Below are 12,529 nucleotides of genomic sequence, written 5' to 3' on the forward strand. Positions count from 1 at the left end.
AACATCCCTTTCTTGTCTTAAAACTTTCCCCGGCTACATTGTTTTATCAGCAGGAAAATCATATCTTTGTATTATTCAGAATCCTAAAGACCATTCGATCATGAGCAAGGTTTATCCAGTTGGAATACAGAACTTCGAAAAGATTCGCAAAGACGATTTTTTTTATATTGATAAAACAGCCTTGGTTTATCAATTGGTTAAAAACGGCAACTACTATTTCCTCAGCCGCCCGCGCCGCTTTGGAAAGAGCTTGCTGATCTCCACGCTCGAAGCCTATTTTGAAGGGAAACGCGAACTCTTCGAAGGACTTGCCATTGAAAAACTGGAAAAGGACTGGGTGAAGCGCCCCGTCTTACATTTGGATCTCAACACAGAAAAATATGAAACGCCGGAAAGTATAGAGAATATATTAAATGATACGCTTTGCCAATGGGAAAAGATCTATGGTACAGAACCTTCGGAAACATCTCTCCCGCTCCGTTTCAAAGGGATTATCCGGCGGGCTAATGAGAAGACGGGACACCGCGTTGCTATCCTCGTAGATGAATATGACAAACCGATGTTGCAAGCTATTGGTAATGAAGAGCTGCAACGATCTTTCCGCAGCACTCTGCAAGCCTTTTACAGCGTAATCAAGACAATGGACGGCTACATCAAATTCGCCCTTCTGACAGGCGTTACCAAGTTTGGCAAGATCAGCGTGTTCAGCGCATTAAACAATTTGATGGACCTGTCGATGTGGAACGATTATGTCGCCCTGTGCGGTATTACCGAGCAGGAATTACGTGACAATTTCAAAGAAGGTATTGAAGAATTGGCCAAGGCGCAACGTATGACTTACGAGGAAACATGCGCCGTACTGAAAGAGAACTACGACGGTTATCACTTCACGGAAGACAGCATCGGCATATACAATCCATTCAGCCTGTTAAACACTTTTGCCAAGCGCAAGTTCGGAAACTACTGGTTTGAAACAGGAACACCCACTTATCTGGTCGAATTGCTAAAGATGCACGACTATGATCTGCACGAGATGGCTCATGTGGAAACAGATGAAGATACCTTGAACAGTGTCGATTCGTCCTCCACAAACCCGATCCCCGTCATTTATCAAAGCGGATATCTGACAATCAAAGAATACGACCAACGTTTCGGCACTTATCGCTTGGGCTTTCCCAACCGTGAAGTAGAAGAGGGGTTTATGAAATTCCTCCTCCCTTTCTATGCCAATATAACAAAAGTCGACACCACTTTCAACATACAGAAATTCGTTCGTGAAATCGAAAGCGGCGATTACGACTCTTTCTTCCGTCGCCTGCAAAGTTTCTTTGCCGACACGCCTTATGAATTAATCCGTGATCTGGAATTACATTATCAGAACGTTCTTTTCATTGTCTTCAAGCTGATCGGGTTCTATGTAAAAGCAGAATATCATACTTCCAATGGGCGGATCGATCTGGTTTTACAAACGAATGATTTCATCTATATCATGGAGTTTAAACTCAACGGAACCGCCGAAGAGGCCCTCCGGCAAATCAACGAAAAGAATTACGCACAGCCTTTCGCCTCCGATCCGCGCAAACTGTTCAAGATCGGAATCAATTTCAGCAATGAGACAAGGAATATCGAACAATGGATAGTGGAGTAAGAAAATAAAGACATCATCATACAAATAATGCGCGAATTGCTGGATAAGCACTGTATCTGTATAAGAAGGTCCTGACTTGTCAAGATCGCCTGTAAAATGGTATTGCAGTGCTTCATGGGGTTGTTGTGCCGTAAAGGAAGGAACCACCCGGCAGATAGAACGAGCGATACGGGATGTGTGCTCCTTCCATACCTACCCGCTGTTCATGTCACAGTCGTGAAACAAAAGAAATCCAACTGTAACATAGAAGGAAAACAGTTGTGACATAGAAAGAATACAGCCGTAACATACAATAGAGAACCGATGTTTATCCGTTATTGATTCTCTTTTTGCCATATTTGAAACAATAAATGATGATTTATCGGTGCGTCGCTATGTTTATATTACCGGACGCAGATTTCGCAGACGACGCAGAGGAACGCAGATCATTTATTGTTTTAAAACAAAATAAGTCTGCGTTCTTCTGCGTAATCTGCGCCCGTCTGCGTCCGGTAAATACGAGCAAACACACCGTTAAATCATCATTTACAGGTTCACTTTTTCTTAGTTTCGCACCACTACCTTACGGACGATATCGCCGATCCATACGATATAGACTCCCGTCGGCAGTTGCCGACGATTCAGCCCCGGGGCTGCCTTGAAGATGTCTACCAAACGGCCGTCGAGCGAGAGGATGCGGATGGGGATGGCGGAGGCATTGACTCCAGCTAAGAAACCGTCTGGGAGCAGGATACAAAGTGCAGACGGTTCCGTCCAAATCCGCGGAAGAGCGGAACGATCGGCGGCATGCGGGTCGGTGATCGACTCGTTGGCTACCGGCAAGTTGGGGTAGAGGCCGTCGATGTAGATCTCGACGTCGCCGAGGACGTTCTTCAGCAGGTAGGCGCCGTCGCTGCTGCGGGCAGTGAGCGTCTCGCCACGGTCGGTAGTGACAACAGGTTGCGACTCCGAGTAGGCGGTGTCGAGCGTGAGATAGAAGCGGAAGGTTCTCCCGGCTTCGATCGTGTAAGAACCCGGTCTGGGGTTAGTCACGGCTCCCTCTACGGCGGGAAGGGTGACGGTGTGGTAGACCGTAGGAGGTGGTGGCGGCGCCACGTAGGTGAAGCGGGCACTCAGCCAGAGGTCGGCGGCGGGCATCGGGATGGTCGTGCCGGATACCGGGGTGGTGACATCATCAGCAGTAGTGCCGGAGAAGAAGCCGTCGAAGCGGTAATTGTTGGCGGCGGCAGCCCCCAGCGACAGGGGAATGCCGGGGGTAACAGCGTAGCCATCTAATATGTCTAATCCAGTGGCTTCGTCAAACACCTGCAGTTTGCCCCCTTTAGCAGGCTGCACGATATAAAGCTTCGGGCGGGCGGGTAGTAGACCGGCAGCGTCTATCAACGGCTGGATGCCGGGTGTCCAGTCGCCATAGGTAGGGTTGCCGTCGGTGTCTTCGTCCGTTACCATCTTCAACTGCGGAAGCTTCCCGTCTGGCCATGTCCAGGCAGCATTCCAAGCGGCTTTGGCTTCGTCTGATACTCCTTTCAAATCGTTCTCGAAGGTGTCGAGCCAGGTGTCGGCACCGTTAGTGTATGACGGGTTGTTATTGTGGACGGGAGAGCCGTTTACCTTTGTTTGGGTAGAGGCATAGTTTGAGCCAGAGCCACTCCCAAGACCACTCACTCGACCACTATAAATACCACTTCCTATTATCTCTCCATTCAAAGCCAGGTTGTTCGATAGATTACTCGGGGAAGAGCCGCAAATACCGCCGGCGATAAGGTAACCTCCCCCCTTTGCCTCGACCTTTCCTGTAGCGTAGGTGTAGGAGAGTTCCTCGACTGCATTTCCTGCAATACCACCGGCATAAGAATCTCCAGTGCCCGTCACTTCCACATCGACCAGGGTGTAACAGTGGGTAATCCAAACTATACCGCCGTAGTTAATAGCATTGCCTATTATTCCCCCGGCATAAGCATTCCCGCCCGCCCCGATTACCCTCACGCCGCCTTTTCCTATTACATAACAGTTGCGGAGAATGACGGTTTTCCCATCAGAGGCAGCTATCCTTCCGGCTATCCCTCCGGCAAGGACATACCCTTGATTCACCGACACCACTATCCCGGCGTCTGCCAGTTCGACACCCAGGTTTTGGAGAGTGCCGTCCTCTACATAGCCGAATAATCCGACGAAAGTCCAACCGTCAAAGGAACCTTCGGTGTTAATAGCCTGCTTCAAGCCGCTTACCGTATGACCTTTGCCGTCGAAATGGCCGCTGAAGGGGCAGCCTTGTACCCCTATCGGCGTCCACTCTCCCCCCGCCAGGTCGATGGTGGCGGAGAGGGCGAAGTACTTGTCGGAGAAGCCGTTTGTGTTGTCAATCTCGCTACCGCTATCACCGCCAACCTTCAATTTCCCATTATTATTCACCTGCTGCGCCAGATACGCCAGCTCGGCGCCGGAAGCTATCAGGATGGGGTCGCCTTTTGTGCCGTCACCGGAATTTGCGATAGAGGTTGCAGCACAATCAGCCCAGGGAGCGTGCGGCAGATAGTCGCCGACGCTTATTGAGGGTTGGCTGCCGAACGCATTATTGCTGTAGCCGGTAGGGGTGCCGTTTTCGTCTTCGTCCGTTATCATCTTCAACTGCGGAAGCTGCCCGTCTGTCCATATCCAGACAGTGTTCCAGGCAGTTTCGGGGGACGTTGTTCCGATCAGATCGTCCTTGAATTTGTCGGAATAGGTGGCGGCGCCGGAGTTTGAATCGGCGGCTGTACCGTCGGTGAGCTGGCCGTTAACGAGCATATCGGGGTTGGCATAGTTGGAGCCGAGGGTTGTAGAAGAAGAAGAATTCCACCCGAGCACCCTGCCGCTACTGCTGCTGTATCCGCTTACCTTTTTATTCAATGCCAGGTTGTTGGTGAGTGATCCCTCGTAGCTATACCCGCAAATGCCACCGGCACTTCCATTCTCTCCCGTCACCGTTCCTGTGGCGTAGGTGAAGGAGAGGGTTCCGTCTTCAAGTTCTCCGACAATACCACCGGTGTATATTAATCCAGCCACAGCAACCGTTGCGTAACAATGAGTGAGGGTAACGCTGCCGCCACTTAATTTATTCGCTAATCCGGCTATTCCTCCGGCATAAGCAGAACCACCCCTACTATATTCCGTAATCGTCACTCCCCCGCTCCCTGTCACGTAGCAGTTACGGATGGTGGCGGCTGCGCCAGATCCGGTTATCTTTCCGACTATTCCTCCGGCATAGACAACCCCGCCGGTTGAACCCGCCTTTATCCCATCATCCGACAGTTCGACACCCAGGTTTTGGATCGTGCCGTCATATATGCAGCCGAATAATCCGGCGTATATATGACCGCTTCCATTACTCATATCCACCTTCAACCCCTTCACGACATGGCCTTGGCCGTCGAAATGGCCGCAGAACTCGTTGCCCGTCCCTATCGGCGTCCACTCTCTCCCGGCTAAGTCGATGTCATCGGAGAGGGCGAAGTAGTAGCCGGAGAAGCCACCTTTATAATTCTGTTCTCCGCTTTTATCTATCTCCTCATTCGTCCCATACGACAGATTTGTCCCCCCGTCATTCACCTGCTGTGCGAAATACGCCAGTTCCTTGGCGGTAGCTATCAGGATGGGGTTACCTTTTGTGCCATCACCACCGTCTTTATTCTCTATCGTGCTCTTCGAACCATCACCCTCCTCCCCTGCTGCCGGAAGGGTAAATAATAAGAAAAAGAACAGGGTAGCCAGAAGGCGCAAGGCTGTCGGATAAGTGGAAATGTTTGCTTTCATAATATTTGTCATTTTCATTAATAATCGTTTATTTAGTTTCCTGCTCCCATGCTTACCACAGAGCCGCAAAGGGACAGGCCAGAGTACGGACATACTCACATCTATTTTCAGCAGCAATCTATAAAAGAAGGAGGTAGAATCTGTCACAAATTGCAAAATGAGACAAATTTCCGGGCAAGAGAATGACATTTCACCGGTGTCGGGATGTTATTCGGGAGAGCTATGGCTCTGTCTGCGCCTCCCTGTTTTTCCGATAAGTAGCCGGATTGATACCGGTTTGGGTAGAAAGTTTGCCGGGTGGAAAATCCGGCATCGAAAGCGATTGCTTCGAGCGAACGGGAGTCGTTTGCCGGATCGGAAAGCAGAAGGATAGCCTGGCGAACACGACATTCGTTGATAAAAGAGGAGAAAGATTTGCCGTAAACAGTATTGATGGCTTTCGAGATCAGGTTGCGGTGGACGCCCAGGCGTTTCGAAAGAGTCTCAAGGTTGAGATCTGCATTCAGATAGATTTGCTCATCCTCAAACAGTCGGTTTATGCTTTCCATCAGTGATACATCTATGTTATCGGCCGGCACGACAGGCGCAACACCCGAAGTACTCTCTGCCCATTCGCGGCTGCGGGCAGCCAGTTTGCGATAGGCCTGGTGTTTCTTGCGGTAAAGGATTGAGATAATAATCAGGGCGATCAGGATGATCCCCGCCGTTATTCCCATGAGAACCAACATGTGTTGGAAAGTGTTTATTTGCATCTGCTTACGTGCCTGTTCCGATTCAAAGAGCTCCTGCTCGGCACGAAGGATGATCAGGGTATTGTATTTATCTTCATACCGGTGGAAAGCCGTCATCATAGAATCGAGGTAACAACGGGCTTTGAGGGCGTCGCCCCGGTGTGCATAGTAGCGGTTCAGAAGAGAATAATAGTAACAGCTATTCTCATCGACCGAATCCGGATTCATGTGGATGCTGTCGAGTATGGCGTATGCTGCCCCCGGGTCGTCTTTCTCCAAGTAGCATTCGGCCATTTTCAGTTCGACGGCGGTAGACAGCGACGAGGCTTTCTCCTCCTTTAAAGCAGGTAAACAAAGTTTGAATATACGTAACGGTACATCAAACCGTCCCCGCTTCATTTCATTACCGGCCAGCCCCGTTAGGGCAATCATATCATACACCGGACGCATCTTTACCTGGTCAGGACTGTTCCACATGGAGAGGAAATAGTAGTCCGACTGTTCGAGATCGCCGGTGGAAGCATAATATTCAGCCAGGCTATGTCGCGCCCTCAAGTTGGCACGGTCCGCCATATGGCGGGGCCCGTCGTCACGCAGGGATTTTTTCAGGTAGGGAATGGAGCGATCATAATCCCGGAATGCGTGGTAGGCATTCCCTATCATGAAATAGGTGGCTTTCCGGTCGAAGAACTCTTCGTCGGTCAGTTGGTCGAGCCGGGCAGCTGTCAGCCGGGCGAAACGGAAAGCCCTGGCATAATGGCCGCTGAGGTAAGACTCGTTAAAGATCAGGCGGAGAAGGAAGATTTCCTCTCTGGTGTTACCTTCGGCCGCTACTTTCCGGGCCAGCCTGTACAAATCGTCCATAGCGGCATCGAAGCGGGTACTGTCGGCCCTGGAGAGGTTGACCAGAAGGGGGAGGAATTCGGCAGCATAGGTTATCTCCGGGTTGTTGTAACGGAGGGCCATTTGCCGGACTTTCCTGATCTCGGCTGCGGCCCGGACATCACTCATGTAAGATACTATATCATAATAATAGTAATAAAGCTCGTCTTCAACGGCGTGATAACCACGGGTTGCCAGGTAGTGAAAAAGTGTGTCGGAGTTGTAATAGCGCATCTCACCGTATTTTTCAACATAGATACTGTCGGAGGGGGCCACTTTGATCCGTGTCATCGAACGCATAGGGGCATAATGCCGAATCTGTACGGTATCGAGGAAAAGTGACAAGTCGATAGCCTGTCCTTTCACCGGCAGGAAAAAGTAACAAAGAAACAGGAGAAACAGGATACCGACTTTATTCATATCAAATAAGACCTGCAGCAAATATACTCTTTTTCATCCACAAAACAGAGATACAACGTAATTAAAGAGCATTTACATCGAACAGAAAAACGACACGAAGAACGGGACAGTAAAATCGACAATAATCCCGTGAAAGATAGAGACGAAGACGAGATCTTTCCCTGAATAGCGGGTAATAATCGGCAAAGTCGTATCCATCGTCGTAGCACCTCCGGCACAGATAGGCGCCAACCGTCCGAAATATTTCACAAAAAGAGGAGCGCCAAGCAAAGCCATGATCTCACGCATGATATTTGCCATCAACGCGATAGTCCCCAATTCGGTAGCCAACTGGACACCTAAAGAAGGCTCTTTCAACTGCGTAATCAGGATGGACGAAAGCGAGTAGTAGGCAAAACCGCTTCCCACCGCCAGGCAATCGAACACACTCCATTTTGAAAGCAACAGACTGATCAAAGCGGAAAAGACCAGTGTCCCGACAATCGTAGACAAAGGAACTAAAAGCAACTTCGGACGGATACTGCCGAGTATTTCCTTTAATTTCTTATCGCTTCCGATACTCAGCCCGACTTGGAACATCAATAGATATAACACATATACCGTAAGATCTCCCTTGACCAGCGTATCCGGCAGTAGGCCACTCCATCCCAACAGGCAACCGAGTACAAAGAACCCGACAACAATCAAGCTGCCCTTCATCCGCGACTCCTTTCTTTAAAAAACAGATTATACACGCCCCAAGCTGCCAATACGCTTCCTGCCGTACCTGCCAAGGCAAGCAAAAAGGCCTGCCCTCCGAGCGTAGCCAGGTTATCCACGATCTCTTTATTCGCTCCGACCGATATGCCGAGCAGGAAAAGAAGCAGAAAAATCGTATAGGAGATCGGCTTGCCTATCTTTTGTAAAAGTTCGATTTTGCGCAAAAGGTAGCCTGCGGCAATACCCGCGAACATAATACCAATGACTGTAAACATATATCAGAATGGCCTATTTTGCAGAATCAGCGTTAGCTGTTTTGGTGAATACTACAGGGATTTCCATTCCTCCGGCATCCGCATTTCCAGACAGCTTATTCTTATCAACTTGTTTGAAAGTCAAATAAACGTCTGTTCCGTCTACATAGAATTCACATTTATACGTTTCGTTCTCCTTCTTGATCTCACCGACAGTCATTTCAGAACCACTGATTGTAAAGACAGCAGACAACTTACCGCCATTTTCCTTAAACTGGCATGTTCCTTCCTGGTAGCCATAAGGAGCATCAGGAGCAGAGTAACTCCACTTCCCGACTACCGAGCCTGATTTATCCTGAGCATAAAGAGACAGGCACATCATCATACAGAGAAGTACCGCAAACGCTTTTTTCATATTAGCCTTCATAGTAACTAAAATTAAATTATACTTAGTGCTTCAAAGATAAACATTATCGGAAATAAAAGAAGTAGTCAGCAAAAGAATAAATAGAATAATGCAGAAGATAATAGTAGCTGCCAAGGCCGAAAGAATCAGACGCCGGTATTTTTTCCTGCGGGCGCAGGCGATACGTTCGATGATTTTATGGTCGAACTCACTGCCCAACGGAGGCAGCTCTTCAGCTTCGGGAGTTTGAAACCATACCTGGTAAGGACGGAATTCCGGAGGGATGACCTTGCCGGAAAAGAAGTTGCGTAATTCGCGTTCCTCTTCTATGGTGGTGATACATCTCCAGTACTTATCGAGCAGTATATGTATCCGGTTATAATCCATCATTCCCTTCTCGCTAAAATTACCTGACGGCAAACTGTTCCCGCTTACCGGAATAAAGACAGGTACGTTGCAAAGCCATATTACGCGTCACCATCAGGCAGTAGGCAGGCAAGTCTTCAATCACCATCCACGTCTCCCGCTGGTTCCATACCTTCAACATCGTTTCCTGTACAATCTGTTCCGATACATTCCGGTCTCCCGTAATCCGGAAAGCGACCCGGTACAGATTATCCTTCAAAGGCAATATCCGTTTTATAAATTCGTCTGTTCTCATCTCTGTTATTATAGACGAGTGAGGGGCGGGTAAGGTTGCAATTTCCGGTGACTTTTTTTCGGAAGAAAAATAAGAAATTCCCGTATATTGTTCTTTTTCATTACCTTTGTATGGTTGAAAATAATAATTTATCCTTTTAGGAGATAAAACACAAATAATATAACATGAAGAAGACAGTCCTATTCCTTCAGGCTGCTGTGCTTGGTTTTCTGGCAGCTTGCAGCCAGCCGTCCGGTCAGGAACAGCTACGTGATGAAATTCAGTATGTAAACCCATTTATCGGAACCGGATTTCACGGGCATACTTTTCCCGGTGCAACCCGTCCGTTTGCACTTGTGCAGGTCAGTCCGGATACGCATATCATGGGCTGGGATGCCAGCAGCGGATATCATTACGATGATAACCAGATATACGCGTTCAGCCATACGCACCTCTCAGGCACAGGAATCGGCGACTTGGGAGATGTGGCGATTCTGCCTTTCTCCGGCGGCGATTCGATCAAACCGGTTGCGACATTTAAAAAAGAAACAGAAAAGGCGACGCCGGGCTATTACGCCGTCCGTCTCGACAACTTCGGGATTAATGTGGAACTGACCAGTACGGACCGCGTGGGCTTCCATAAATATACGTACGATAATCCGAAGGATCGCCGTGTGATGCTCGACCTCGGACACGTCTTGCAGCCGAACTGGGGACATAAACTGGTGGGCAACGAATATCTCTTTGTTAATGATTCGACGGTAGAAGGAACTGTCAAGACACAAGGATGGGCGCATTTCCATTCCGTATCTTACCGGATCATATTCTCCGAACCGATCGAGACGCTTTACCAATATATCGGCGGGGAGTTGCGGAAAGATTCTCTCTTCCTCCGCCTTCATACAACAGACGACCTGAAGTTCCACTATAAGTTTGCCGAAAGCAGTAAACCGCTTTATGTAAAAGTGGCGATTTCCCCCGTCGATACGGATGGTGCGGAAAAGAATATGCTGGCCGAACTCCCGGGCTGGGATTTCGAGGCCACACGCCAGGAATCGGCAGGCATCTGGAACAAAGCTTTAAACGATATCCAGATTGAAAGCTCCGACCCGAAAGTAATGGTGAACTTCTACACAGCGCTCTATCACACGATGATCGCTCCATATGCCTACCAAGACGTAGACGGACGTTACTTAGGAATGGACAAGAAAGTCCACCGGGCAGAGCCGGGGTATGTGAACTATTCCGTATTCTCGCTCTGGGACACCTTCCGCGCACTCCATCCGCTGATGACCATCATCCAGCCGGATCGGGCGGCCGATTGGGGGAAAGTTTTGGTACAGGGATATAAAGAAGGTGGCATCCTTCCGAAATGGCCGTTGGCTTCGAGCTACACAGGCTGTATGGTCGGCTATCCGGCCGTATCCATATTGGCGGACCTGGTAACCAAAGACCTGGCGGAAGGTGACTTGAACCTATGGGCGGAAGCCGGTGCACGTTCTTCGGTCTACCGGGATGATCTGGCGGAGAAATTCAAAGGGACACGCGAACTGGATCTGATTACCCGCCATCCCTATTTTAAAGAAAAATATGGTTTCGTCCCGGCAGACTCCGTCCCTGAATCGGTTTCCTGGGGGCTCGAAATGGCTTACTACGACTGGTGCATCTCCCAGATCGCCGCTAAAGCCGGCAATATGGAACTGGCTAAAGAATATGCTGCAAAAGCAGAATACTACAAACGCTATCTGGACCCGGAAACCAAGATGATGCGCGGTGTGATGGCCGACGGTTCCTTCCGTACCCCGTTTAATCCCCGCTATTCATCACACATGAAGAGTGATTACACCGAAGGAAACGCCTTCCAATGGAGTTTCTTCGCCCCGCATGACATGGACAACTTTATCGCTACGATCGGAGGCAAGAAAGAGCTGGAAACACGTCTGGACACCTTGTTTACGACTTCCTCCCAGGTTGACGGAGAAGAAGCATCCGGCGATATCACCGGATTGATCGGCCAATACGCTCACGGTAACGAACCGAGCCACCACATGGCCTACCTGTATAACTGGACGGATGCACCCTGGAAAGGACAGGAACGGTTGGATCAAATCATGCAAAACTTCTACACCAACGAACCGGACGGTATCATCGGAAACGAGGATTGCGGACAAATGTCCGCCTGGTATGTGCTGAGTGCGTTAGGACTCTATCAGGTTTCCCCGGGTATTCCAGTCTATACATTGGGACGGCCAATGGTCGACAAAGCGCTGATCCACGTGAAAGGCGGCATATTCGAGATTCTGGTAAAGAATAACAGCGCTGCCAACAAGTATGTAAAAGAGGTTAAGCTGAACGGCCAGGTACTCGATACTCCGTTTATCAACCACAGCGACATCGTCAAAGGCGGTAAACTGGAATTTATAATGAGCGACACGCACAACTAAAAAAAGCGATGCCTATCGGCTTTCAAACCGGCAGGCATCGCTTGATAAACGGACAGGCATCGCTTTAAAGACGAAACGGTTCTCTTATACAAAAGGGAACCGTTTCGTCTTTTTTATATAGCAAGATAACGCAATATACCACAGAATAAATATATTTGTTGCCATATATCATAAAAACAAAGCCATGTTAATAACGACAACAAACAACCTCGAAGGAAAAGAAATAACCCAGTACTTCGGAATCGTCTCCGGCGAAACGATTATCGGAGCCAACCTGTTCAAAGATCTCTTTGCCAGCATTCGTGATATAGTAGGCGGCCGCGCCAGTTCCTATGAAGGCGTATTGCGCAAGGCCAAAGACAGCGCTTTAGCCGAAATGAGCCAGCAAGCCGCCCAGATGGGAGCCAATGCAGTGATAGCGGTCGATCTGGATTATGAAACTGTAGGCGATACAGGCAGTATGCTTATGGTCACGGCAGCCGGAACAGCCGTACGCTATCGGGATAAGATATAAGAGCTTTTCCCCATAAACAGAAAAAGGAGTCAGTTCTTAAAGAACCAACTCCTTTTCACTTCGCTTTCGCTTTTAAAACGGCGGCTATCTACTCTCCCA

General features: G+C 49.1%; 10 protein-coding genes. 3 read left to right on the top strand and 7 right to left on the bottom strand.

All coding sequences use genetic code 11. From position 1 onward, the window contains the following. The first annotated feature begins 100 nt into the window (after positions 1-100). Positions 101-1,648, top strand: a complete 1,548-nt coding sequence (locus DWW90_RS09535) for an ATP-binding protein (RefSeq protein ID WP_199662187.1) — start codon at positions 101-103, stop codon at positions 1,646-1,648. A gap of 543 nt (positions 1,649-2,191) precedes the next feature. On the opposite strand, the gene DWW90_RS09540 is transcribed toward DWW90_RS09535, so the two are convergent. The 7 genes from DWW90_RS09540 to DWW90_RS09570 all read right to left on the bottom strand — a co-directional run bounded on the left by DWW90_RS09540 (position 2,192) and on the right by DWW90_RS09570 (position 9,493). After that, positions 2,192-5,440 carry a hypothetical protein gene (locus DWW90_RS09540; protein WP_147382417.1) on the bottom strand — a complete coding sequence of 1,083 codons (3,249 nt, stop codon included), beginning with the start codon at positions 5,438-5,440 and terminating at the stop codon, positions 2,192-2,194. A 143-nt stretch (positions 5,441-5,583) separates the two neighbouring features. Continuing rightward, positions 5,584-7,473 carry a helix-turn-helix domain-containing protein gene (locus DWW90_RS09545; protein WP_122344818.1) on the bottom strand — a complete coding sequence of 630 codons (1,890 nt, stop codon included), beginning with the start codon at positions 7,471-7,473 and terminating at the stop codon, positions 5,584-5,586. Positions 7,474-7,545: 72 nt separating this feature from the next. Continuing rightward, on the bottom strand, positions 7,546-8,172 hold the full coding sequence (locus DWW90_RS09550) for a lysine exporter LysO family protein (RefSeq protein ID WP_122344819.1): 627 nt from the start codon (positions 8,170-8,172) through the stop codon (positions 7,546-7,548). Then, positions 8,169-8,447 (bottom strand): LysO family transporter, encoded by a 279-nt coding sequence (locus DWW90_RS09555; protein WP_115501343.1) that lies wholly within the window; start codon positions 8,445-8,447, stop codon positions 8,169-8,171. Before DWW90_RS09555 ends, DWW90_RS09550 begins: the two co-directional genes overlap by 4 nt. 13 nt (positions 8,448-8,460) lie before the next feature. Further along, the gene (locus tag DWW90_RS09560; protein WP_233547693.1) at positions 8,461-8,841 is read right to left on the bottom strand and encodes a hypothetical protein; all 381 of its coding nucleotides are present in this window, start codon (positions 8,839-8,841) and stop codon (positions 8,461-8,463) included. Between the two features lie 42 nt (positions 8,842-8,883). Next, entirely contained in the window at positions 8,884-9,222 is a 339-nt protein-coding gene (locus DWW90_RS09565) for a hypothetical protein (RefSeq protein ID WP_233547694.1), read from the bottom strand. Between the two features lie 16 nt (positions 9,223-9,238). Beyond that, positions 9,239-9,493: a sigma factor gene (locus tag DWW90_RS09570; protein WP_122344821.1), complete on the bottom strand. Its 255-nt coding sequence runs from the start codon at positions 9,491-9,493 to the stop codon at positions 9,239-9,241. A 164-nt stretch (positions 9,494-9,657) separates the two neighbouring features. Between DWW90_RS09570 and DWW90_RS09575 the strand changes: the two genes are divergently transcribed. Both DWW90_RS09575 and DWW90_RS09580 read left to right on the top strand, forming a co-directional pair. After that, positions 9,658-11,916, top strand: a complete 2,259-nt coding sequence (locus tag DWW90_RS09575) for a GH92 family glycosyl hydrolase (protein WP_122344822.1) — start codon at positions 9,658-9,660, stop codon at positions 11,914-11,916. Between the two features lie 184 nt (positions 11,917-12,100). After that, positions 12,101-12,430 (top strand): heavy metal-binding domain-containing protein, encoded by a 330-nt coding sequence (locus DWW90_RS09580; protein ID WP_115501338.1) that lies wholly within the window; start codon positions 12,101-12,103, stop codon positions 12,428-12,430. Positions 12,431-12,529: the final 99 nt, after the last annotated feature.

Origin of the sequence: Parabacteroides sp. AF17-28, assembly GCF_003479205.1 — a bacterium.
GTDB classification, from domain to species: Bacteria; Bacteroidota; Bacteroidia; order Bacteroidales; family Tannerellaceae; genus Parabacteroides; species Parabacteroides acidifaciens.

What these genes read in the sequence shown, in the direction of transcription:
- DWW90_RS09570 (WP_122344821.1), bottom strand. Translation starts at nt 9,493, where the DNA reads ATGAGAACAGACGAATTTATAAAACGGATATTGCCTTTGAAGGATAAT.
- DWW90_RS09575 (WP_122344822.1), top strand. Translation starts at nt 9,658, where the DNA reads ATGAAGAAGACAGTCCTATTCCTTCAGGCTGCTGTGCTTGGTTTTCTG.
- DWW90_RS09560 (WP_233547693.1), bottom strand. Translation starts at nt 8,841, where the DNA reads ATGAAAAAAGCGTTTGCGGTACTTCTCTGTATGATGATGTGCCTGTCT.
- DWW90_RS09540 (WP_147382417.1), bottom strand. Translation starts at nt 5,440, where the DNA reads ATGAAAGCAAACATTTCCACTTATCCGACAGCCTTGCGCCTTCTGGCT.
- DWW90_RS09545 (WP_122344818.1), bottom strand. Translation starts at nt 7,473, where the DNA reads ATGAATAAAGTCGGTATCCTGTTTCTCCTGTTTCTTTGTTACTTTTTC.
- DWW90_RS09580 (WP_115501338.1), top strand. Translation starts at nt 12,101, where the DNA reads ATGTTAATAACGACAACAAACAACCTCGAAGGAAAAGAAATAACCCAG.
- DWW90_RS09555 (WP_115501343.1), bottom strand. Translation starts at nt 8,447, where the DNA reads ATGTTTACAGTCATTGGTATTATGTTCGCGGGTATTGCCGCAGGCTAC.
- DWW90_RS09565 (WP_233547694.1), bottom strand. Translation starts at nt 9,222, where the DNA reads ATGATGGATTATAACCGGATACATATACTGCTCGATAAGTACTGGAGA.
- DWW90_RS09535 (WP_199662187.1), top strand. Translation starts at nt 101, where the DNA reads ATGAGCAAGGTTTATCCAGTTGGAATACAGAACTTCGAAAAGATTCGC.
- DWW90_RS09550 (WP_122344819.1), bottom strand. Translation starts at nt 8,172, where the DNA reads ATGAAGGGCAGCTTGATTGTTGTCGGGTTCTTTGTACTCGGTTGCCTG.